At 66.1% G+C, this 23022-nt stretch carries 21 protein-coding genes; 13 read left to right on the top strand and 8 right to left on the bottom strand.

Annotated features, from left to right (window positions below; all coding sequences use genetic code 11):
- Positions 1–14 precede the first annotated feature (14 nt).
- Positions 15–161 (top strand): hypothetical protein, encoded by a 147-nt coding sequence (locus tag AC3ISA_RS16750; protein WP_489178766.1) that lies wholly within the window; start codon positions 15–17, stop codon positions 159–161.
- A gap of 349 nt (positions 162–510) precedes the next feature.
- Here AC3ISA_RS16750 and AC3ISA_RS16745 read toward each other — a convergent pair.
- A protein-coding gene (locus tag AC3ISA_RS16745; RefSeq protein WP_489180069.1) for an IS5 family transposase occupies positions 511–1277 on the bottom strand; the annotation gives its coding sequence in 2 pieces (ribosomal slippage) (positions 511–926 and positions 926–1277; 768 coding nt in all).
- Between the two features lie 68 nt (positions 1278–1345).
- Here AC3ISA_RS16745 and AC3ISA_RS16740 point away from each other — a divergent pair.
- Together AC3ISA_RS16740 and AC3ISA_RS16735 are read left to right on the top strand one after the other, a co-directional pair.
- The gene (locus tag AC3ISA_RS16740) at positions 1346–4159 is read left to right on the top strand and encodes a TonB-dependent receptor plug domain-containing protein (protein ID WP_489178765.1); all 2814 of its coding nucleotides are present in this window, start codon (positions 1346–1348) and stop codon (positions 4157–4159) included.
- A gap of 137 nt (positions 4160–4296) precedes the next feature.
- On the top strand, positions 4297–4851 hold the full coding sequence (locus tag AC3ISA_RS16735; RefSeq protein WP_489178764.1) for a hypothetical protein: 555 nt from the start codon (positions 4297–4299) through the stop codon (positions 4849–4851).
- A 46-nt stretch (positions 4852–4897) separates the two neighbouring features.
- Here AC3ISA_RS16735 and metH read toward each other — a convergent pair whose 3' ends face one another.
- From metH to AC3ISA_RS16715, 4 genes are all read right to left on the bottom strand, one after another.
- Positions 4898–7603, bottom strand: coding sequence for a methionine synthase (gene metH / locus AC3ISA_RS16730; protein WP_489180130.1), 2706 nt, complete (start codon positions 7601–7603; stop codon positions 4898–4900).
- Positions 7604–7715: 112 nt separating this feature from the next.
- Positions 7716–8798: a homocysteine S-methyltransferase family protein gene (locus AC3ISA_RS16725; protein ID WP_489178763.1), complete on the bottom strand. Its 1083-nt coding sequence runs from the start codon at positions 8796–8798 to the stop codon at positions 7716–7718.
- On the bottom strand, positions 8795–9736 hold the full coding sequence (metF, locus tag AC3ISA_RS16720) for a methylenetetrahydrofolate reductase [NAD(P)H] (protein WP_489178762.1): 942 nt from the start codon (positions 9734–9736) through the stop codon (positions 8795–8797). Before metF ends, AC3ISA_RS16725 begins: the two co-directional genes overlap by 4 nt.
- Positions 9736–10695 (bottom strand): ArsR/SmtB family transcription factor, encoded by a 960-nt coding sequence (locus tag AC3ISA_RS16715; RefSeq protein ID WP_489178761.1) that lies wholly within the window; start codon positions 10693–10695, stop codon positions 9736–9738. Before AC3ISA_RS16715 ends, metF begins: the two co-directional genes overlap by 1 nt.
- Before the next feature lie 119 nt (positions 10696–10814).
- On the opposite strand from AC3ISA_RS16715, the gene AC3ISA_RS16710 reads away from it, so the two are divergent.
- Positions 10815–11213: an EF-hand domain-containing protein gene (locus tag AC3ISA_RS16710; protein WP_489178760.1), complete on the top strand. Its 399-nt coding sequence runs from the start codon at positions 10815–10817 to the stop codon at positions 11211–11213.
- Positions 11214–11215: 2 nt separating this feature from the next.
- Here the strand turns inward: AC3ISA_RS16710 and AC3ISA_RS16705 are convergent, their stop codons facing one another.
- Together AC3ISA_RS16705 and ettA are read right to left on the bottom strand one after the other, a co-directional pair.
- Positions 11216–12142, bottom strand: a complete 927-nt coding sequence (locus AC3ISA_RS16705; RefSeq protein ID WP_489178759.1) for a 2-hydroxyacid dehydrogenase — start codon at positions 12140–12142, stop codon at positions 11216–11218.
- 29 nt (positions 12143–12171) lie between these two features.
- Positions 12172–13839: an energy-dependent translational throttle protein EttA gene (gene ettA / locus AC3ISA_RS16700; protein WP_372692109.1), complete on the bottom strand. Its 1668-nt coding sequence runs from the start codon at positions 13837–13839 to the stop codon at positions 12172–12174.
- 894 nt (positions 13840–14733) lie between these two features.
- Here ettA and AC3ISA_RS16695 point away from each other — a divergent pair.
- Together AC3ISA_RS16695 and AC3ISA_RS16690 are read left to right on the top strand one after the other, a co-directional pair.
- Positions 14734–16137: a Do family serine endopeptidase gene (locus AC3ISA_RS16695; protein WP_489178758.1), complete on the top strand. Its 1404-nt coding sequence runs from the start codon at positions 14734–14736 to the stop codon at positions 16135–16137.
- A gap of 105 nt (positions 16138–16242) precedes the next feature.
- Complete coding sequence (locus tag AC3ISA_RS16690; protein WP_489178757.1) at positions 16243–16530, top strand: hypothetical protein; 288 nt, start codon at positions 16243–16245, stop codon at positions 16528–16530.
- A gap of 4 nt (positions 16531–16534) precedes the next feature.
- Here AC3ISA_RS16690 and AC3ISA_RS16685 read toward each other — a convergent pair whose 3' ends face one another.
- On the bottom strand, positions 16535–16957 hold the full coding sequence (locus tag AC3ISA_RS16685; protein WP_489178756.1) for a VOC family protein: 423 nt from the start codon (positions 16955–16957) through the stop codon (positions 16535–16537).
- A gap of 75 nt (positions 16958–17032) precedes the next feature.
- Between AC3ISA_RS16685 and AC3ISA_RS16680 the strand changes: the two genes are divergently transcribed.
- The 7 genes from AC3ISA_RS16680 (at position 17033) to AC3ISA_RS16650 (ending at position 23022) form a co-directional block, all read left to right on the top strand.
- Positions 17033–18361 carry a replication-associated recombination protein A gene (locus tag AC3ISA_RS16680; protein ID WP_489178755.1) on the top strand — a complete coding sequence of 443 codons (1329 nt, stop codon included), beginning with the start codon at positions 17033–17035 and terminating at the stop codon, positions 18359–18361.
- Positions 18362–18377: 16 nt separating this feature from the next.
- On the top strand, positions 18378–19103 hold the full coding sequence (locus AC3ISA_RS16675) for an RluA family pseudouridine synthase (RefSeq protein WP_489178754.1): 726 nt from the start codon (positions 18378–18380) through the stop codon (positions 19101–19103).
- A 55-nt stretch (positions 19104–19158) separates the two neighbouring features.
- Entirely contained in the window at positions 19159–19512 is a 354-nt protein-coding gene (locus tag AC3ISA_RS16670) for a DUF1304 domain-containing protein (RefSeq protein WP_489178753.1), read from the top strand.
- Positions 19513–19561: 49 nt separating this feature from the next.
- A complete protein-coding gene (locus AC3ISA_RS16665) occupies positions 19562–20050 on the top strand; it encodes a CC0125/CC1285 family lipoprotein (protein WP_489178752.1) in 489 nt (162 codons plus the stop codon).
- A 40-nt stretch (positions 20051–20090) separates the two neighbouring features.
- Positions 20091–20486: a fluoride efflux transporter CrcB gene (gene crcB, locus AC3ISA_RS16660; protein WP_489178751.1), complete on the top strand. Its 396-nt coding sequence runs from the start codon at positions 20091–20093 to the stop codon at positions 20484–20486.
- A gap of 74 nt (positions 20487–20560) precedes the next feature.
- On the top strand, positions 20561–21541 hold the full coding sequence (locus AC3ISA_RS16655) for an RluA family pseudouridine synthase (protein WP_463436054.1): 981 nt from the start codon (positions 20561–20563) through the stop codon (positions 21539–21541).
- Positions 21538–23022: a putative 2OG-Fe(II) oxygenase gene (locus tag AC3ISA_RS16650; protein WP_489178750.1), complete on the top strand. Its 1485-nt coding sequence runs from the start codon at positions 21538–21540 to the stop codon at positions 23020–23022. The genes AC3ISA_RS16655 and AC3ISA_RS16650 overlap by 4 nt, the downstream gene beginning before the upstream one ends.

The raw sequence follows: 23022 nt of genomic DNA, 5'->3' as shown, positions 1-23022 counted from the left end.
TTGGAGCGCCCGCCATGGCCCGTTCGATCGCCTACGCTGTATCAAATCGGCTCCCGCTCGTCGCGACCGCCTTCCTCTGTCTCGCCGCGGTGCAACTGATCGCCGCCTCCTGCACCCCCGAACCCGCGCCCTATGCTGCGCGGGTCGCGATCCAGCGCTGAGCGTTTTCCTACACTTGCGATCGGTCTCCACCGTGGACTGACGTTCGACCCTCCCCGTACCCATCTAGTCCCTCCCTTGGAATGGGTGTGTCGTCTCTGTGACAGGTTCGTCTCAGTTGTGGCGCGAATGCGTCTTCGCGCTGGACTTACTGCAGGCGTTGGTATGCTCTCCCTCACAACCAGCTAATCGGCTGGCACACGGATATGGATTCGGTGGGCTGCGGATCGCGGCTCTACATCGATCATGGGAGAGCTATCCTTGAATAACGTCAAATATCGCCGCAGCTTGCTGGCCACCACCATTATTGGCGGCGCCGCATTGGCTATGGCGGCTAGGACGAATCGACATTCACCGCATCCAGAGCATGGAGGCGGCGATGTGGACGAAGGAGAGGTAGTGACGCGCCAGCCTGTCGAACCGTGTGGCGAAGCGTCGGAAGTGCTTGAGCTTGTTAAAGCAGCGCTCGACGCGGTTCCGTAGTTTGTAGATCAGGGGATCGTGCGGGATCGGGGTCTTGCGCGAGCGGGTGGAGGGGATGACCGCCTCGGCTCCGATGCTGGCCAGATAGGCGCGCAGGCTGTTGGCGTCGTAGGCCCGGTCGGCGAGGACGGCGGCGGGTCGATACCCCTCCAGAAGCGCCGGGACGGCGAGAATGTCGTGGCTCTGCCCCGGCGCGATCAGGAAGCGGACCGGCCGTCCCAGCGTGTCGCAGGCCATATGGATCTTGGTCGTCAGTCCACCTCGGGAACGCCCCACAGCCGGATCGAGGCCCCCTTTTTTGAGCCGCTGCCCCGGCCGGTCGTCGCCTGCTGGTGAGCCCGCACCAGGGTCGAGTCGAGCATCAGATACTGGTTGTCCCGATCTTCGACGAGATCGGCGAAGACCTTCTCCCACACCCCGGCCGCTGCCCATCGGCTGAAGCGCTTGTGCGCCGTCTTCCACTTGCCATAGCGCTCGGGCAGGTTCTGCCAGTGCGCGCCAGACCTCAAGACCCACAGCACACCGTTCACGAACAGTCGGTTGTCCGCCCCGGTCCGGCCGGGATCCGAAGTCTTGCCCGGCAACAACGGCGCTATCCGATCCCACTGCGCATCGTCGAGTTCGTAACGCTTCACACCCATCAAAGACCTCCGCCAACACGGAGACCTATGAATCACGCATCAGGACGCTCGGGAATCACTGAATGTCGATTGGGCCTAGCCCTTCATTTGCGCAGTCGCAGGATGGACCGGCCGAGGTCGGCGAGATCGTGGTGACTGGCTCGCGTATCGTGCGCCAGGACTACGTCGCCAACAGCCCCGTCGCCACGGTTACTGCAGAGCAGATCCAGGCGCGCGGCGATGTGAACGTTGAGCAAATCCTGAACCAACTGCCGCAAGTCGTTCCCGGCTTCTCGGCCAACTCGAACAACCCGGCCAACGGTTCGGCCACGGTCGATCTGCGCGGCCTCGGCGCCAGCCGTACGCTGGTGCTGGTGAACGGTCGTCGCTTCGTTCCCTATGACAAGTCCAACGCCGTCGACCTGAACAGCATTCCCGCTTCTCTGATCGAGCGCGTCGAAGTCGTCAGCGGCGGCGCCTCGGCGACCTACGGCTCCGACGCTCTGGCCGGCGTCGTCAACTTCATCTTCAAGGACGATTTCGAAGGTCTGAACGTCAGCACCCAATACGGAATCTCCGGTTTTGGTGACGGCGAGCAGTTCAACGCATCGGCCACCTTCGGCGCCAACATCGCCGACGGCCGAGGCAACGTGACGGGTTACGTCGGTTATGCCGACCGTGACGGCTTCCTGCCGAACAAAGATCGTCCCTGGGCGCTGGTCAGCAACGCGGGCGGTTCCGGCACTGGCATCTACGGCGGTCTGAACAACCTCGGCACCAACCCTTACACCGCCGTTGGCTGTTCCACGGCCCCGACCCCCTGCCGCCGTTCGTTCCGTACGCCGGGCGTTCCGGGTCAGTTCAACAACGACACCAGCCTGGGCGCCGCAAGCGACCGTTACAACTTCTCGACCGTCAACCTGCTGCAGTCGCCTTCGGAACGCTACAATGCAGTTCTGCTCGGCCACTACGACATCAACGAGTCTCTGACCGGCTTTGCCGAGGTGTTCTACACCAACACCCAGAACAACATCCAACTGGCTCCGACCCCGGCGACCGGCATCAACATTCCGGTCGGCAACTTCTTCGTCCAGAACTCGCCGGCTCTGCTCGCCTATGCGAACTCGCGTCCCAACCCGGCTCTGCCGCTGAACTTCGATCGCCGCATGTCGGAAGTCGGTGCGCGCGTCGAAAGCCACGACACCAACGTGCTACAGTTCAACACCGGCTTGCGCGCCAAGCTCGGCGGCGACTGGACGGCTGAAGGCGTCTACGCCTACGGTCGCTCCGAACTGCGTACGTCGATCCAGAACGACGTGTCTCGCTCGCGTCTGGCCGCGTCTCTGGCTGCCGGCGGAACGGCGACGACCTGCGCCGCCTCGTCGCTGCAGATCTTCCCCGGATGCGTGCCGATCAACCTGTTCGGCGCCGGCACGATCACGCCTGCCGCCGCCAACTTCGTCCGTCTGGACTTCGCCGACACCAGCATCTTCGAGCGTCAGAACCTGACCTTGAACGTCACGGGCACGGTGATGGAACTGCCGGCCGGTCCGCTGTCGGTCGCCTTCGGCGCCGAGTACCGCGAAGACAAGCTGAGCTTCACCCCTGACGCCGCCAAGGCCTCGGGCGACATCTTCGGCTTCAACGCAGAACGTCCGGTCGCAGGTCGCAGCGCGTCCAAGGAACTCTATGCCGAAGCCGCCGTGCCGCTGCTTCGCGACCTGCCTTTCATCAAGTCGCTCGAACTTGAGCTCGGCGCGCGTATGGCCGACTACGATACTGTCGGTAAGGTTTACGCCTACAAGGCTGGCGGTTCCTGGGAGCCGGTCGAAAGCCTGCGTGTGCGTGGCTTGTACCAACGCGCCGTTCGCGCCCCGAACGTGTTCGAACTGTTCCAGGCGAACGACCAGGGCTTCCCGGCCGTTCTCGACCCCTGCACGACCCGCAACCCCGGCACGGGCGCAGCGCGCACCCTGTCCACGGGCGTTCGGAACTTCTGCACGGCTCAACTCGGCTTCGATCCGGTCGCGACAGGCTTCGTCGCTCAGAACACGCAAACCGAATCCTTCTTCTTCGGCAACCCGAACCTGAGCGAAGAAAAGTCCGACACCGTCACTTTGGGCGTCGTCTGGCAACCGACCTTCGTTCCCGGCCTGTCGATGTCGCTCGACTACTATGACATCTCGGTCGAGGACTACATCGGCACCATCAGCGGCGGCGTTTCCGGCATCGTCGGCAACTGCTTCGCAGCAGGTGCAGCGGCATCCGGCACGGCAGGCGCTCCGGTTTCGTCGATCGCCGAATGCAACAATGCGGGCATCGGCCTGCCGCTGGTCTTCCGTGATGCGGCTGGCAACCTGAAGGCGCGCGCGCCGCTGGGCAACGTGTCCGAACTGAAGACTTCGGGCCTCGACTTCTCGACCCGCTACGGTTGGAACGTGCCGTGGGCCGGCGGCTTCTGGGGCGAAAAGCTGGATATCGCTCTGAACCTGACCTACCTGGACAGCTACGAGCTGGACGGCATCGAATACAAGGGCACCGCCGGCGCTTACAACATCAGCGCCAGCCTTCCTGAGTACAAGGGCAACATCTCGCTGGGTTATGACTTCGGGCCGGTTCGAGTGAACTACTCCGGCACCTACATCGCCTCAATGGATAACCAGGGCAACATCCCTGCCTTTGAAGATGGTGGTTACACCGGCACCGACTCCTACTGGTACCACGACGCCAGCGCGTCCTATAACTTCAACGACAGCGTCGAAATCTTCGGCGGCGTACGCAATCTCGCCGACAAGGAGCCGCCGGTGTTCGACAACGCCAACGACGGCAACACCGATCCGAACACCTTCGACGTGGTCGGCCGGTACTTCTTCGTCGGCGCTCGCCTGAAGTATTGATCCTAACGGATCGTCGAACTGAGGCGGCGGAGCAACGCTCCGCCGCCTTTTTCGTTTAAGCGCCGCCGTAGAAAAACCATCGGGACGGGCGAGCGTTAATGATCGCCGCCTGTTCGCGTCGCTCCTGAAGGAAGACCATGCTCAAACTCCTCGTCCCCGGTATCTCGGCTCTGTCGCTGCTGGCCGCAGGCTCCGTCGTCGCCCAAACCCAGGACGGTCCGATCGTTACGGGCAATCGTTCGGGCGAGACCGCCGACGCGCTGAAGACCCGTGAGGCCATCGCCTATGCACGGCCGCTGCCGCGTGGGGCGCCCAGCGCCGATTATCCGCTAGTGGCGTGGTGCGATGCGCTGGTGACGGGTCATGCCGATCTGGGCGACACCCTGACGACCCGTGCGCCCGAGGATATGGAACTGGTGCGTCTTGGCCGACTCGAAGCCCAGGATTTCCGCAGCGCCCTGACTGCCGCTGCGCCGCGTCAGTCGGCGGCTTCGAAGGCCGAGGCTGAACAGGCGGTCGCCGCCGTCAAGACCCAGTGGGCGTCGCTGATCAGCAACCCGGACGCCGAGGCGCGCAGCCAGTCGTTCGGTCTGTTCTTCGGCCTGCCGGGCCGATGCGAGCACGCCGCGCGTCGCATCCGCGCCAACATCACGACGCCGCCGGCGACGTTGGAAAGCGTCGGCATCGACTAATCGGGTCTTTGGCTCGCGTCTTTGGAACGGCGGCTTGAGCTTCGGCTCAGGCCGCCGTTTCGCGTTTGGCGGCGTAAGGGTCGTAGTTGAGGATGGGCGCCAGCCAGCGTTCGGCGGTCGCCACGTCCCAGCCCTTGCGGCGTGCATAGTCCTCGACCTGGTCCAGATCGATCTTGCCGACGCCGAAATAGTGGCTGCCCGGATGGCCGAAATAGAGGCCCGAGACCGAGGCCGGGGGCGTCATGGCGTAGCTTTCGGTCAGGGCCATGCCGGCGTTGTCTTCGGCCTGGAGCAGGCGGAACAGGGTGGCCTTTTCCGTGTGGTCGGGCTGAGCCGGATAACCGGGAGCAGGGCGGATGCCCTGGTATTGTTCGGCGATCAGTGCATCGACGTCGGCTGTTTCATCGGCGGCATAGCCCCACAGCTGGGTGCGGACTTCCCTGTGCAGGCGTTCGGCGAAAGCCTCGGCCAGGCGGTCGGCGAGCGACGTCGCCAGGATGGACGAATAGTCGTCGCCGGCGTCCTTGAACCGTTTGGCGACTTCCAGCTCACCATGACCGGCGGTGACGGCGAAGGCGCCGATATAGTCGTCGCCCTCTTCGGCGATGAAGTCGGACAGGGCCAGGTTCGGCTTGCCGTTCGACTTCTTGATCTGCTGGCGCAGGGTGTGGAAGCGGGCGATTTCCGCGTCCCGGCTCTCGTCGGCATAGACCACGACATCGTCGCCGTCGGCGCGGGCGGGCCAGAAGCCGACGACGCCCTTGGCCGTGAACCATTTCTCGTCAATGATCCGCTTCAGCATGACCTTGGCGTCCTCGAACAGGTCGCGCGCGGCCTCGCCGACGATCTCGTCCTCAAGGATCAGCGGATAGCGGCCGATCAGCTCCCAACTGGCGAAGAAGGGCGTCCAGTCGATGTGGTCGGCCAGATCCTGCAGATCCCAGGCGTCGAACGCCTTCACGCCGATGAAGGACGGCTTGCCGGGCATGGGCTGGGTGGCGTCGATGCGGAAACGGTTCTCGCGCGCCTGTTTGATCGAGGCGCGGGCCTTCACCTCCTGGCCGCGCGCATACTGCTCGCGGATGCGGATATATTCGTCGCGGGTGGCGGCCTCATTTTTGGCCCGCTCGGTCTTGGACAGCAGGCCCGAGACCACGCTGACGGCACGGCTGGCGTCGACGACATAGGTGGTCGAGCCGCGTCGATAGGCCGGTTCGATCTTGACCGCCGTGTGGGTCCGGCTGGTGGTGGCGCCGCCGATCAGCAGGGGGATGTCGAAGCCGCGCCGTTCCATCTCGGCGCCGACGAAGACCATCTCGTCCAGCGACGGGGTGATCAGGCCGGACAGGCCGATGATGTCGACGTTGTGGGCCTTGGCCTCGTCCAGAATCCGGTCGGCCGGGACCATGACGCCCAGGTCGATGACCTCGTAATTATTGCACTGAAGCACGACGCCGACGATGTTCTTGCCGATGTCGTGGACGTCGCCCTTGACCGTGGCCATCAGGATGCGGCCCGCCTGCTCGCGCGGCTTGCCGGCCTTTTCAGCCTCCATGAAGGGGTTCAGCCAGGCGACGGCCTGTTTCATCACGCGGGCGGATTTCACCACCTGGGGCAGGAACATCTTGCCCGAGCCGAACAGGTCGCCGACCACGTTCATCCCGTCCATCAGCGGACCTTCGATGACGTGCAGCGGCCGGTCGAACGACAGGCGGGCCTCTTCGGTATCGGCGTCGATGAACTCGGTGATGCCGTTGACCAGGGCGTGTTCGATCCGCTTGCCGACCGGCTGTTCACGCCACTTCAGATCGACGACGCGGGCCTGGCCCTTTTCGCCCTTGTAGCGGGGGGCCATGTCGACCAGCCGCTCGGTATTCGAGACATTGGTCCGTTGCGGCCGGTTGAGGATCACGTCCTCGACCGCCTCGCGCAGTTCGGCGTCGATGTCGTCATAGACGGGCAGGTCGCCGGCGTTGACAATGCCCATGTCCATGCCCGCCGCGATGGCGTGGTACAGGAAGACGCTGTGGATCGCCCGGCGCACCGGCTCGTTGCCGCGGAACGAAAACGAGACGTTCGACACCCCGCCCGAGATACGGGCGTAGGGCAGGGTGCGCTTGATCTCGCGCGTGCCCTCGATGAAGTCGACGGCGTAGTTGTCGTGCTCCTCGATCCCCGTCGCCACGGCGAAGATATTGGGATCGAAGATGATGTCCTCGGGCGGGAATCCGACCTCGTTGACCAGGATGTCGTAGGCGCGGGTGCAGATCTCGATCTTGCGGGCGGCGGTGTCGGCCTGACCTACCTCGTCGAAGGCCATGACCACCACGGCGGCGCCGTAGCGCAGGCATTTGATCGCATGGTCACGGAAGACCTGCTCGCCCTCTTTCATGCTGATCGAATTGACGATGGGCTTGCCCTGGACGCACTTCAGCCCCGCCTCGATCACCTCCCATTTGGAGCTGTCGATCATCACCGGCACGCGGGCGATGTCGGGCTCGGCCGCGATCAAATTCAGGAAGGTCCGCATGGCGACGACGCCGTCCAGCAGGCCCTCATCCATGTTGATGTCGATGATCTGGGCGCCGGCCTCGACCTGTTGTCGGGCGACGTCCAGCGCCGCCGAATAGTCGCCCTCGACCACCAGCTTGCGGAATTTGGCCGAGCCGGTGACGTTGGTCCGTTCGCCGACGTTGATGAAGGTGGGTCTCATTACAGACTTCCGCTCATCCCCGCGTAAGCGGGGACCCAGTGCTTTTGGGAGGCACGGTGCATGGGATCGCGAGCGAAGACATCATGGTGATGGCTATCGCCCAAAGGACTAGGTCCCCGCTTTCGCGGGGATGAGCGGGGAGGGGAGCGTGTCACGCCACCATCTCGAAGGGTTCGAGCCCCGACAGCCGCAGGGCCACCGGCCGTTCCGGGATCGCGCGCGGCTTCAACGGCGCGACCTCTTCAGCGACGTGACGGATGTGATCCGGCGTCGTGCCGCAGCAGCCGCCGACGATGTTGACCAGTCCAGAGGCGGCCCATTCCTCGATGAAGTGGGCGGTTTCGTGCGGTTCCTCGTCATACTGGCCCATCGCATTGGGCAGGCCCGCGTTGGGGTAAGCGGCGACCAGGGTGTCGGCGACGCGGCTCAGTTCGGCGATGAAGGGGCGCATCAGGTCGGCGCCCAGGGCGCAGTTGAAGCCGACGGCGAAGGGTTTGGCGTGGCGCACGCTGTTCCAGAAGGCTTCCGCCGTCTGGCCCGACAGGGTGCGGCCCGAGCGGTCGGTTATCGTCCCCGAGATCCAGATGGGCAGGGCGTCCATGCCCTCGTCCTCCAGGTCCTTGATGGCCTTGATGCAGGCCTTGCAGTTCAGCGTGTCGGTGATGGTTTCGATCAGATACAGGTCCACCCCGCCCTCGTTCAGGGCGCGGATCTGGTGGCGATAGGCCTCATAGACCTGGTCGAAGGTCACGCTGCGGGCGCCGGGGTCATTCACGTCGGACGACATCGACAGCATCTTGTTCAGCGGGCCGATAGAGCCGGCGGCGAAGCGCGGCTTTTGCGGCTCCTTGGCGGTCCAGCGGTCGGCCGAGGCGCGGGCCAGTTTGGCGCCTTCCAGATTGATGTCCCACACCGCCTGGGCGTCCAGGGCGTAGTCTTCCTGGGCGATGGTCGTGCCCGAGAAGGTGTTGGTCTCCGAAATATCGGCGCCGGCGGCGAAATACTGGTCGTGCAGGTCGGCGATGACATCGGGGCGGGTGATGCAGAGGATGTCGTTGTTCCCCTTCATCTGGTCTTTCTCATTGTAGCCGTTGGCGGTGACGAAGCGGTCGGCGCGGAAGTCGGCCTCGTCCAGACCGCGACGCTGGATCATCACGCCCCACGATCCGTCGAGAATCAGGATGCGCTCCTTGGCCGCCTGATGCAGGGCGGCGATGCGTTCGGCGCGGGTCATTGCGCCACCGCCGTCTCACGCACGCCCAGCACCCGACAGATCGCATAGACCAGATCGGCGCGGTTGAGGGTGTAGAAGTGGAAGTCCGAGAAGCCCTCTTCCTGCAGACGTGCGCAGGTCTCGGCGGCAACCGAGGCGGCCAGCAGTTTTCGGGTCTCGGGATCGTCGTCCAGCCCGTCGAAATGCGCCTTCAGCCAGTCGGGGATGCTGGTCCCGCAGGCGCCGCACATGCGCGTCAGACCGGCGAAGTTGGACACGGGCATGACGCCGGGGATCAGCGGGATGGTCACGCCTGCCGCCCGCACCTGATCGCGGAAGCGCAGGAAGGCGTCGATGTCGAAGAAGAACTGGCTGACCGCGCGGGTTGCGCCGGCGTCGACCTTGGCCTTCAGCACCTCGATGTCGTGGTCGATGGAGGGGCTTTCGGGGTGGCGCTCGGGGTAGGCGCCGACGGTGACGTCGAACCCGCCGGCGCGGCTGATGGCGGCGGTCAGTTCGGTGGCGTTGGCGTAGCCGTCCGCGCGCGGCTGATAGACACCGCCGATTCCGGAACCGCCCGGCGGATCTCCGCGCAGGGCGACGATGTGATCGACGCCGATGGTCTTGTAGCCGGCGATGACTTCATCGACCTCGTCGCGGCTGGCCTCGACGCAGGTCAGGTGGGCGGCGGGACGTAAGCTGGTCTCGGCGATGATGCGCTGGACCGTGCGGTGGGTTCGCTCACGGGTTGAGCCTCCGGCGCCGTAGGTGACGGAGACGAAGGCGGGGTTCAGCGGCTCCAGCCGGCGGATCGCCTTCCACAGATTGGCCTCGGCCTCGTCCGTCTTGGGCGGGAAGAATTCGAACGAGACGCGCACGTCGTCGCGGTTGGACCCGGCGCGAGCAACAGGGCCCAGTGGCGACAGCAGCAGGGCGCGGGCGTCAGCTAAGGAAGCCATCAGGCGGTCTTTCTGTCCTGGACGCGGCGTTCCGCCGTCCAGATGGTCACGGTCAGGCCCTCGGCGTCGTGCGGCAGGGCGATGGGGGCGGACGGCGTCAGGCCGCCGTCCAGCAGCCAGCCGTTGATCTCGCTGTCGGCGAAACCGAGGCGGCGATGCTGGTGCGCTTCGCGCATGTGTTCGAAGTCGTGGGGGGCGAAGTCGATGATGACCAGGCGGCCGTTCGGGCTGACCAAGCGGGCGGCCTCGGCGACGGCGGCGGACGGGTCGGACAGGTAGTGCAGCACCTGATGCACGATCACCAGATCTGCGCTGGCGGCGGGCAGACGAGTGGCGAAGATGTCGCCGTGACGTAGCTCGACCTTGTCCAGCCCGGCCTTTGTGACGTTGGTGCGGGCGATGTTCAGCATGTTCTGGCTGAGGTCCAGCCCGACCGACATCTTGGCCTTCTTGCCGAACAGGGTCAGCATCCGGCCCGAGCCGGTGCCCAGATCGACGACGCGTTCGAACGGGCCGGGGCCGACGGCGCGTTCCAGCGCAGCCTCGACGGCGCTCTCGCTGACGTAGAGCGAGCGCAGGCGGTCCCATTGGGGCGCGACCTGCTCGAAATAGCTGACGGCGGCTTCCTCGCGGTCCTTGCGAACTTCGTCGAGACGGCGGTGATCGGCCTCGCCGGCGTCTTCGGCCAGGATGTCCAGCACCGTGTCGATCAGCCGGCGCGCCTGGGCGTCGTGCGACAGGCGGTAGTAGACGCGGGCGCCGTCAGGAAAGCGTTCGATCAGGCCGGCGTCGGTCATCAGCTTCAGATGGCGCGACACGCGAGGCTGGCTCTGGTCCAGAATGCGCGACATCTCCATGACCGAAAGCTCTTCACCGGCCAGCAGCGACAGGACGCGCAGACGGGTAGGTTCGCCAGCGGCGCGCAGGGCTTCGACAGTCTGATCGGCGGACAGGCTCATAGGCTCATATAAAGATATCCTTATATGATTTGGCAAGTGAAATCGCTTCCCTTACGGGGCTGCGACGGGAATAGTTCGTGCGTGCGTTCAAGAGTTCACAGCCCTTTTGGAGCAGTCTCATGCGTCACCTGTTGATCTCCGCCTTCGCTCTAGCCGCCGCCGGTCCGGCGCTGGCCCAGAGCGATTTTCCCGAGCCGCCCATGCCGCAGATGTCCGGTCCTCCGATGGGCGGTCAGATGGAAGGGATGCGGCCGCCGGAGCGGGAGACGTTCGCACAGATGCAGGCGCGGATGACCCAGATGTTTGACCGACTGGACGCCAATCACGACGAGGTGGTGGATGCGACCGAACTGGCCAATGCGCGCGGCGGGCGGATGCTGGCGCGCATGGATGCGGACAGCGACGGGCGAGTGACGCGCGAGGAGTTCACCGTGGGTCTGGACGCCCAGTTCAAGGCGATGGACAAGAACGGCGACGGGGTTGTGACGGCCGACGAGCGGCCGCAGCGTCCGCGCTGAGATCAGGCCACGGGCGTCTTCAGCGGCTCGCCCGCGAAATGCGCCTGAAGGTTTTGCATCAGCAGCATCAGCATGCCCTGCACCCCGGCGGTCGTGGCCCCGGCGGTGTGGGGCGTCAGGACGATGTTGGGCACGTCGGCCCAACGGTTCGGATCGGTCGGTTCCTCGACGAAGACGTCCAGCGCGGCCTGGCCCAGAGCGCCTGATTTCAGGGCGGCGATCAGGGCGTCTTCGTCCACGACCTGACCGCGCGAGACATTGACCAGCAGACCGTCAGGGCCGAGCGCGTCGAGGATCTCGCGCGAGATCAGGCCGCGATTGGTCTCGTCGGCCTTGCAGGCGACGACCAGGATGTCGCTGGCCTTGGCCAGGGCTTCCAGGCTTTCGGCGCGGGGCCATTCGGCGTCGTGCCGACGCGGCCCCCACCAGCTGACCGCCATGCGGAAGGCCTCGGCGCGGTCGGCGACGGCCTTGCCGATATGGCCCAGGCCGACGATGCCCAGTTTCTGGCCGCCGAGGGAGGCGGTGATGGTGCGGGTCTCGGCGGTCCAGCCGCCGGCGCGGACCTGGCGGTCGCCCGAGGCGATCTGGCGACGAGCGGCCAGGATCAGCCCTAGGGCATGGTCGGCGACGTCCTCGTGATTGACGCCGGGGGCATGGGTGACAGGCAGGCCACGCGCGCGGCACCAGTCGATGTCGATGCCGTCATAGCCCGAGGTGAAACAGGCGATCAGGTCGAGGTTGGGCAGGCGTTCGATCAGCGTCTTGTCCAACGTCGCCTCGCCGGCGACGACCATGACGCGGATGTCGTGGGCCGCCTCGATCGGCGGACCTTCCCAGAAGCGATAGACATCGTAGGCGCTCTCAAGAAACCCCGAGAGTGGGGCGAGATGCCGCTGCATGATGAGAACGGCGGGGCGTTGGGTCATGCAGCGGCTCCTCTTTTTAGATCAGGCGATCAGCGCCCGAATTTCTGGTGCTGGATGCGTTTGGGGATGATGCTGTCGGCGCCCAGGCGGCGCATCTTGTCCTGTTCGTAGGCTTCGAAATTGCCCTCGAACCATTCCACGTGACCGTCGCCTTCGAAGGCGAGGATGTGGGTGGCCAGACGGTCAAGGAACCAGCGGTCGTGGGAGATGACCACGGCGCAGCCCGCGAACCCTTCCAGAGCCTCTTCGAGGTTCTGCAAGGTTTCGATGTCGAGGTCGTTGGTCGGTTCATCGAGCAGGATCAGATTGCCGCCCGAGGCCAGGGTCTTGGCCAGGTGGACGCGGTTGCGCTCACCGCCGGACAGTTGGCCGACCTTCTTCTGCTGGTCGCCGCCCTTGAAGTTGAAGCTGCCGACATAGGCGCGGGTGTTGATCTCGCGCTTGCCGACCATCATCACTTCGGTGCCGCCCGAGATGGCCTGCCAGATGGTCTCGTCAGGCTTCAGGTCGTCGCGCGACTGGTCGACATAGGCCAGCTTGACCGTTTCGCCGACCTTGACGGCGCCGCCGTCAGGGGTTTCCTGGCCGGTGATCAGCTTGAACATTGTCGACTTGCCGGCGCCGTTGGGGCCGATGACGCCGACGATGCCGTTGGGCGGCAGCTTGAAGGTCAGGTTGTCGAACAGGGTCTTGTCGCCATAGGACTTTTGCAGACCCTCGACTTCCAGCACGACATTGCCCAGGCGCGGGCCAGGCGGGATCTGGATGTGGGCGTGGGTCTGGGCGCCGCGCATCGATTCCTGTTCGTCCACCATCCGCTCATAGGCGGCCAGACGGGCCTTGGACTTGGCCTGACGGGCCTTGGCGCCCGAACGGACCCAATCCAGTTCGCGGCTGAGGGCGCGCTGGCGGGCTTCGGATTCCGAGTTTTCCTGAATGACGCGCTTGGTCTTGGCTTCCAGCCACGAGGAATAGTTGCCCTCGTGCGGGTGGCCCTTGCCGCGGTCCAGCTCCAGCGTCCACTTGGTGACGAGATCCAGGAAGTAACGGTCGTGGGTCACCAGGATGACGCAGCCGGGGAAGTTTTCCAGGTGGTGCTGCAGCCAGGCGACGGATTCGGCGTCCAGATGGTTGGTCGGTTCGTCGAGCAGCAGCATGTCGGGCTTGGACAGCAGCAGGCGGGCCAGGGCCACGCGGCGTTTTTCACCGCCGGACAGGTTGGTGACTTCCCAGTCGTCGTCGGGGCAGCGCAGGGCGCCCATGGCCATTTCGATGCGGCTGTCGATGTCCCAGACGTCGCCCGCGTCGATCTTCTCCTGGAGGGTGGTCATCTCCTCCATCAGTTCGTCGGTGTAGTTCTCGCCCAGTTCGGCGGCGACTTCGTTGAAGCGGTTGACCCACTGCTTCTCTTCGCACCAGGATTCGACGTTCTGGCGAACGTTCAGGGTGGGATCGAGCTGAGGCTCCTGCTCCAGATAGCCGCGCTTGATGCCGTCGGCGGCGCGGGCCTCGCCGGTGAACTCGGTGTCCAGGCCGGCCATGATCTTCAGCAGGGTGGATTTACCCGAGCCGTTGACGCCGACGACGCCGATCTTGGCGTCGTTGTAGAAGCTGAGCCAGATGTTCTCGAAGATCTTGCGGCCGCCGGGGAAGGTCTTGGTCAGACCCTGCATCTGGAAAATATATTGCTGCGCCATGAGGTGCGGTGCGCCCTTCGGGTTCGTCTGATTGTGGAGTTGGGGCGGATGTAGCGATCCTGAGGCCCGAGAGCAAATAAGGCGACGGGCAGGCGTGATCGTCTTCGCGCTTTCGCAGCGAAGTTGATGGAGGGCTGGGCGGAGCGCCGGGCCTTCGCCCGGAGTGTGATTAGAGATTACCGTTTCGACGAAGGGTTGACGCTCCGCGCGGTTGGTTGGCCTGCAAGCTCGGGGCGTCGAGCGGTGGCGGTCTTATCGCCTAACCCCATAAGCCTGCGACGGGTCGGCGGAGTCTGCGAAACCCCGTCCCGAGTGCGATCGAGTATCCCCCTCGACCCTCCGACACCGCTCCATGAGTCGATGTCAGCGCGGAGGGATTTCACCCCCGCTCCCGTTCCATCCGCTCCCGCCGCCGCAAGGTCGCAGGCCAAGCGAGCCCTCCGATGCGACGGGACGGGTGTAGAATACGCGCGTTTCGGAGGGGGGATGGGAGAAGGGGGACATAAATCGGCAAGCGATTGAAATCGCTCCGAATGAACCAGCGTCATTGTGCGGGTTGGCGAGCGTTTTTCCCTCCCCTTCATGGGGAGGGGCGGCGAAGCGGAGCGCAGCCGGGGTGGGGACGTGTGAAGCAGTTCGCCCGCTCTTAAGGCCCCACCCGGATCGCTGCGCGATCGTCCCTCCCCATGAAGGGGAGGGAGAAGCGCCCGCGCGGCTCCAAGAGCCCCTCCACCGCTACGCGGTCCCCCTCCCCACGATGTGGGGAGGAGACGGTGGGGCGGACCGGCGGAACGGCGCGAAAGCTTGTCCGTTGATGAGGCTCAAACGCCTTGATCCGGCCCGAAACCGGGTGCGGTATGGCGTCGCTTGAAGCCTGTCTTGTCTCGGATGCCCATGAAGACCCGATCGATCGTGCTCGCCGCCGCATTCGCCCTGTCGGCTTGCGGCAATCCCAATAGCTCCAAGGCACAGGAGGGCGAGTTCGCCCAGCCGACGCGCACGGCGCCGTCCGATGCGGCGGGGATGAAATCCAGTTTTGCGCCGGTCGTGCGGTCGGCGGCGCCCGCCGTGGTCAATATCTCGGCGCGCAGCGTGCAGCGGGTCCAGGCTGATCCCTTCTTCCAGTTCTTCGGCGGCGGCATACCCCAGGCGCGGGTGGCGGAATCGGTCGGGTCTGGCGTCATCGTCCGCTCGGACGGGATCGTGGTGACCAACAACCACGTCATCGACGGCGCCCAGCAGATCAAGGTCGTGCTGAACGACCGGCGCGAGTTTCCCGCCACCGTCATCCTGGCCGACGAGCGCAGCGACATCGCGGTGCTGAGGCTGGAGAATGTCAGCGACCGCCTGCCGGTGCTGGCCATCGACGATCAGGAAGAACAGCAGGTCGGCGATCTGGTCCTGGCCATCGGCAATCCGTTCGGCGTGGGCCAGACGGTGACCAACGGCATCATCTCGGCCCTGAACCGGACCGAGACGGGCATCTCCGACAGCGGCTCCTTCATCCAGACCGACGCGGCCATCAATCCCGGCAACTCGGGCGGGGCGCTGGTGGACATGGACGGCGACCTGATCGGCATCAACACCGCCATCTTCTCGCGCTCGGGCTCCTCGGCCGGGGTCGGGTTCGCCGTGCCGGCCGCCATGGTCAAACGGGTGGTGGATTCGGCGCTGGGCGGGGCGACGACGGTCGTTCGGCCCTGGCTGGGGGTCAAGGGCGACACGGTCACCGGCGACATCGCCGGCAGCCTGGGCCTGACCCGGCCGCAGGGCCTGGTCGTCACCGACGTCTACGCCAACGGCCCGGCCGCACGGGCGGGCGTGCGCCAGGGCGATGTGATCACCGCTGTCGATGGCCAGGAGATCAATGACCAGGGCGGGCTGAACTACCGCGTCGGCTCACGCAATCCGAACGACCAGGTCCAGGTCGCCATCCTGCGCGACGGGCGGGCGCAGACCCTGACGGCGCGCGTTCAGCCCCTGCCAGGCGACGCCGATCCGAAACAGGGCGTCACCATCGCCGCCGGTCCCTTCGCCGGCGCCGAGGTCGTGGCGCTGAACCCGGCCCTGGCCGACCGTCTGGGCGGCGATCCGTTCGCGACGGGCGTCATCGTCACCGGCGTGTCGGGGCGCGGCTATGCGGCCCGCGCGGGCTTCCGCCAGAACGACCTGATCGTCAGCATCAACGGCCGCGCCATCGGTTCGGCCCGCGATGTCGAGGCCGCCAGTTCCGGTCGCGGCCCGTGGGAGGTCGTCGTCAACCGTGGCGGTCGTCAGATCCGCGGCGTGCTGAGGTAATGGCGGGGTCTTGCCATTTTTTGCGGCAATGGCTTCCGATTGATCGGGGACTTCGTTTAGGTTGTTCTGACGTTGCAAAGAAGTGAGCCATGCGGAGATATAAGTATGCAGTTGATGGCTTTTGGCCCCGCCTGTCCTGAGTGCGGCGCTCGCGTGCCCTTCCTCAAGACACAGTTTGGGTTGGGCAAGCCGTTCTCGTGCGCCGGCTGCGGTAAGGAACTTGTCGTTCCCCGGTCTCAGGCGTTCTCGCTGGGCTTCGGGATGGTTATGATCTTCCTGCTGACCAAGGATCGTTTTCCGCCGGAATGGGGCGGGCCGATTGGCCTGCTGGCGATCATGGTCATCATCGGCCTGCCGATTACGTGGGCCATGACCCGAGTGAAAGCCTCCTGAGGCCTCAGCCCTTCGTCGGTCCGCCGATGGACCAGGTGTGGCCGAAGGGGTCGCGGAGTTGGCCGTAGCGGTCGCCCCAGAACTGGTCGGCCATGTCCATGACGGGTTCTGCGCCGCCGACGGTCATGGCGCGGGTCCACCAGGCGTCGGGGTCGGCGACCTGGAGGTGAAGGGTGACGCCGGCGGGGCGCACGTCCTGGACGCCGCTGTATTCCGGGAACTCGTCGTTCAGCATGATGCTGGCGCCGTTGATCTTCAGATGGGCGTGGATCAGTCGCTCGCCGTCGTCGGCGACATTGCGGGCCAGCACCTCGGCCCCGAAGGCGATGATGTAGAAATCCACCGCCGCCGAGGCGCCGCGCGACGGGATCGTCAGGTGGGGCGTCAGGCCCGAGGTCGGGCCTTGATGCGGATTGGCGTCGGTCATGAAGGCGGTCTCCGTGGCAGGTCGGCATACTAACGCGTGAAAAGCCTTTGGCGAACGACTACATAGGTCGCACACATGAGCGACCTGTTCGAAGCCTCCGGCATTCTGCCCCCCGACGCCCCCCTGGCCGACCGCCTGCGCCCACGCACGCTGGACGAGGTGGTGGGGCAGGACCATCTGCTGGGTCCCGGCGGGCCGATCCGCCGCATGATCGAGGCCGGGCGGCTGGGCTCGATGATCCTGTGGGGACCGCCGGGTACGGGCAAGACCACCATCGCGCGGCTGCTGGCCCAAGCGGCGGGCTATGAATATCAGGCGATCAGCGCGGTGTTTTCCGGCGTCGCGGACCTGAAAAAGGCGTTCGAGGCGGCGCGGATGCGGCGGGCGGCGGGGCAGAGCACCTTGCTGTTCGTGGACGAAATCCACCGCTTCAATCGCGCCCAGCAGGACGGCTTTCTGCCCTTCGTCGAGGCGGGGGTGGTCACCCTGGTCGGGGCCACGACGGAGAACCCCAGTTTCGAGCTGAACGGGGCGCTGCTGTCGCGCAGCCAGGTCTATGTGCTGAAGCGGCTGGACGATGCGGCTTTGGATCAGCTGCTGGCGCGGGCCGAGGCGCATATGGACAAGGCCCTGCCGCTGTCGCCCGAGGCCCGCCACGCGATGCTGGCCTTGACCGATGGCGACGGGCGGTATCTGCTGACCATGTCCGAGGTGCTGTTCGACTTGCCTGAAGGCGAGCTGCTGGATGTGCAGGGGCTGGCCGGGGTGCTGCAAAGGCGGGCGCCGGCCTACGACAAGTCGAGAGAAGAACACTATAACCTTATATCCGCCCTGCATAAATCGGTGAGGGGGTCGGACCCGGACGCGGCGCTGTATTGGTTGGCGCGGATGCTGAACGGGGGCGAGGATCCGCTGTATCTGGCGCGGCGGATCGTGCGGATGGCGGTCGAGGATATCGGCGAGGCGGACCCGCTGTCGATCCTGGTCGCCAATGCGGCAAAGGACACCTACGACTTTTTGGGCAGCCCCGAGGGCGAACTGGCCCTGGCGCAGGCCGTGGTCCACCTGGCGACCGCGCCCAAGTCGGTGGGCGTCTACGAGGCCTTCAAGGCGGCCAAGAAGGCGGCCTATGAGACCGGCTCGCTGATGCCGCCGGCCCATATCCGCAACGCCCCAACCAAGCTGATGAAGTCGCTCGGCTACGGCAAGGGCTATCAATACGACCCGGATACGCCCGAGGGCTTCTCGGGCGCGAACTTCTTCCCCGACGAGATGGAGCGCCGCACCTTCTACAAGCCCAAGGGCGAGGGGCATGAGGAGAAGGTCAAGGCGCGGCTGGACCGCTGGGCCGAGATGCGGGCGCGGATGGCGGTGGACGGCGCTGTGGACGCGGCGGGCGACTGACCTCTAGAAGCACCCGATGACAACCCGCCAACCCGTCGTCCTGTCCGAGGATGAGATCGCCGCCGTCCGTTCGTGGGTGATTCACGAGGATGCGCATGTCATCGCCTTTTCCAAGCCGTCGGGCCTGTCCAGCCAGGGCGGGCGGATCAAGGCGCATACGCTGGACGATCTGCTTTGGGCGTTCGCGCGGTCGAACGGCAAGCGGCCGGAGCTGGTGCATCGGCTGGACCGCGATACCTCGGGCGTGATCCTGGCGGCCAAGACCAAGCCGGCGGCGAGTTTCCTGGGCAAGGCGCTGCAGATGCGGCGGTTTCGAAAACAGTATCTGGCCCTGCTGTCGGCCGCGCCCGAACCGGTGTCTGCGACCATCGACGCGCCGCTGCGGCGCGAGGAAATCGGGCGTGAGAGCTATATGCGGGTCGTCGCCTTCGATACGCCGGGCGCGCAGGGCTCGCAGAGCAAATACCGCACTCTCGCTTCGGGACCGGAGGGGGCGGTGGTCGAGCTGGAGCCGCTGACCGGGCGGATGCACCAGCTGCGGGTGCATATGGCCCATATCGGTCGGCCGTTGATCGGGGACGTGCGGTATGGCGGCGCCCTGACCACGCCGGTCGGGCCGGCGCCGCGCCTGATGCTGCACGCCGCCAAGCTGAGCTTCCCTCATCCCGAGGGCGGCACGACCACGGTCGAGGCGCCGCCGCCTGAGGATTTCGCCAAGCTGCGCGCCGCGCTGGGCCTCTGAGGTTGCGGGCCTGATCGGGTCGTGGTCGAGTGATCTTCGAACCTGGAGATGCCCTATGGTCGCCAACGTCCTGATCGCCCTCGTGGCCCTGATTCACGCCTATATCGTCGTGCTGGAAATGGTGCTGTGGACCACGCCGCGCGGTCGCAAGGCGTTCGGCATGAGCGTCGAGAAGGCCGAACTGACCAAGGTCATGGCCGCCAATCAGGGCCTTTATAACGGGTTTCTGGTCGCCGGTCTGGCCTGGGGGCTGTGGCTGGGCGCGCCTGGATTTCAGATCAAGGTCTTCCTTCTGGGCTGCGTCGTCGTGGCGGGCCTGTATGGGGCGGCGACGGTCAGCCGAAAGATATTGCTGATCCAGGCTGTGCCTGCGGCCTTGGCGCTCGGGGCGTTGCTGTTGGGCCTTTGAGGGAACGCCGTGCCGATTTTAGCGCTATGTTGTTGAAAGGATATCTCTGATGAAGCGTCTCGCCATCGCCTTGACCGGCCTTTCCGCCCTCGCGCTGAGCGCCTGCGCCAGCCTGGCCCCCTATGGCGCCCAGCAGGGACCGAGCGGGCAGGGGTATTCCGAGCAGCGGATCGAATCTAACCGCTATCGCGTCAGCTACAACGGCGTCGGTGCGGCCGGACGTGTCGCCGACTGGGCGCTGGTGCGCGCCGCCGACCTGACGACTGAACAGGGCTATGACTGGTTCGAGGTGACCCAGAGCTGGACCGACGGTCGGCCGGGCGGGGCGGGCGGGGTTCGCCCCAGCGTGTCCATCGGCGGCGGCAGCAGCCGGTATGGCGGCTATTCCGCGTCCGGTGTCGGGGTGGGCGTGGGTCTGAACTTCAGCGGTCCGCAACCGACATCGACCACCTTGGAAGTCGTCCTGGGCCGGGGTCAGAAGCCGGATCGGCCCAACGCCTATGATGCGCGCTCGGTCCAGGGTTCCATCCCGCGCTGACCATCGCTTTCGGCGCGTGCGGCGTATAGAAGGCCGCACGATGACACGTTTTCTTCTCGTCGCGGCGGGCGGGGCCATCGGCTCCGTCGCACGCTATGGCCTGGGGCTGGCCGCCGGGCGGTTGGCGCCCAACGCCGGCTGGCCGCTGGGCACGTTCGCGGCCAACGTTCTGGGCGGCCTGCTGATGGGCCTGCTGGTCGGTTGGCTGGCGTTCCGGGGCGGGACGCAGCAGGAGGCGCTGAGGCTGTTCGCCGCCGTCGGCGTGCTGGGCGGGTTCACGACCTTTTCGTCCTATTCGCTGGAGGCGGTGCAGATGATCGAGCGCCGCCAGACCGGTTTGGCCTGCGCCTATGTGGTCGGCTCGGTCGTCCTGGCTATCCTGGCCCTTTTCGTCGGCCTGATGATCGCCCGCCGCGCCCTTGGAGCTCCGCTTTGACCGACTATTCTCCCGCCGACGAGCCGCATGACGCTGAGAAAGACGCCGCCAGGGACGCCCCGAAACGCGAAGTCCTGACGATCTATGTCGCCGAGGACGAGGACGGCATCCGCCTGGACCGCTGGTTCCGCCGACGCTGGCCGCACCTGTCGAACATTCAGGTGCAGAAGATGGCGCGCAGCGGCCAGATCCGCGTGGACGGCGCCCGCATCAAGCCTGAAGGCCGCCTGACGGCCGGGGCCGCCGTGCGCGTGCCGCCGATCCCCGACGATACCTCGCGCCAGGCCGGGGACATGCACACCCTGTCCGAACAGGACATTCGGTTCGTCAAGTCGCTGGTCCTCTATGAGGACGACATGGTCATCGCGATCAACAAGCCGCACGGTCTGGCGGTGCAGGGCGGGACCAAGACCAGCCGCCACGTCGACCGTCTGCTGTCGGCCTGGGGCGAGGGGATCAACCGGCCGCGCCTGGTTCACCGTCTGGACCGCGACACCTCGGGCGTTCTGCTGCTGGGCAAGGGGCCTGAGGCGGCCAAGCGGCTGGCGGGCGCATTCGCGCGGCGTCAGGCCAAGAAGACCTATTGGGCCATCGTGATCGGCAATCCGAAACCCTATTCGGGCCAGATCGACATGCCGTTGAAGAAGACCGGAATCAACGACTTCGAGATGATGCGCCCGGCGGAGCGCAAGGACCCCAAGGCCGAACCGGCCGAGACGGCGTTCAGCACCGTCAGTCGCGCCTCGCACCGGGCGTCGTGGATGGCGCTGCGGCCCTTCACCGGACGGACGCACCAGCTGCGCGCCCATATGGCGGGGATCGGCCACCCGATCCTGGGCGATCCGAAATACGGCGACGAGAAATCCAGGGAGCTGTCCGGACCTTTGAAGCTGCAACTGCACGCGCGCAGCATCGAACTGGACCACCCGCGCGGCGGCGTGCTGAAGGTCACGGCGCCGCTGAGCCCAGAGATGAAGGCCGGCTTCGCCCACTTCGGCTTCTCGGAGGACGAGGCGGAAGACGATCCCTTCCTGGGCGTGAAACGAATCCGGTGACGGCTATCGGGCAGGCACAGGTCGAGCAGGCCAAGGCCATGGCCGCCGCCGGGCGGCTGGACGAGGCCTTGCAGGTTCTGGCCGGGGTGGTCGCGAAGGCCGATGCGCCGTGGCAGGCGTTGTCGGTTCAGGCCGACCTGCTGAAGCGGGCGGGGCGTCTGGCGGACAGCGCGGCGATGTCCCAGCGACTGGTCGCGGTTCGGCCGCACAGCGTGCCTGCGCGGCATAATCTGGCCTCCACCCTGGGCGATCTGGGCCGGGCGGCCGAGGCGGAGGCCGCCTGTCGCGGGGCGATCGCCATCGGGGGGGATGCGCCGGAGACCTGGCTGGTGCTGGCGCGCGCGATGCAGGCCCAGAGCCGGTTCGATGAGGCCGAGAACGCCTATCGTCAGGCGCTGGCGCGACGGCCCGGCTATGGCGATGCGCTGAGGGATTTGAGCCAGCTGATCTGGATGCGCGACGCCGATCTGGAGGCCGCCTGCGCGCCGCTGGACGTTGCTATCGCGGCTTCGCCCGACGTGCCTACGCCGCGTCAGATCAAGGCGCGGCTGCTGGAATACGCCGGGGAGGTGGAGCGGGCCTATCGCACGCTGGTCGCCGGGCCGCTGGACGGGCCGGGAGAGCTGGCGGCGGCGCAGGCGTGTCTGCCGCTGGATCCGCGCCGGGCGCTGGATCATGCGAACCGGGCGGCGGCGCTGGCGGGCGGCGAGGTTGCGGCGATCATGGTGACGCAGGCCGAATGTCTGCTGGCGCTGGGTCAGGCCGAGGCGGCGCTGGTTCCGATCAAGGCGCTGCGGGTGCGTGAGCCGCTGAACCAGCATGTGCTGGCGTTTCAGGCGACGGCTTGGCGGATGCTGGGCGATGCGCGGTATCGTCAGCTTTACGACTACGACGCCTTCGTGCGCCCCTATCGGCTGGAGACGCCGCAGGGGTGGACGTCGCTGGAGGCCTATCTGGTCGACCTGGCGAAGGCCCTGCACGATCTGCACACGCTGAAGACCCACCCGGTGGGCCAGTCGTTGCGCGGGGGGTCGCAGACGGCGGCGTCGCTGGCGCAAAGCGACGATCCTGCAATCCGGGCCTTCTTCCAGGCCATCGACAAGCCGATCCGCGACTATATGGCGGCGGTGGGCCAGGGCGATGATCCCTTGCGGGCGCGTAATACCGGCGAGTATCGCATCCAGGGCAGCTGGTCGGTGCGATTGCGGCCGAACGGGTTTCACGCCGACCATATCCATTCGAACGGCTGGCTGTCTTCGGCCTGCCATATCGAACTGCCGCCGGCGGTTGCAGGCGAGGGGCGCGAGGGCTGGTTGCGGTTCGGCGCGCCGCCGAGCCTGCCCAGCCTGACGGCCGAACACCATGTGCAGCCCCATCCGGGCACGCTGGTGCTGTTTCCTTCCTATATGTGGCACGGCACCCAGCCGTTCGGCGGCGAAGCGTCGCGCCTGACGCTGGCGTTCGACGTCGTGCCGGCCTGA

It is taken from the genome of Brevundimonas sp. KH_058 (assembly GCF_057838505.1).
Note: the sequence above shows the minus strand (reverse complement) of the source record. Positions and strands in the feature narration are given on the sequence as shown.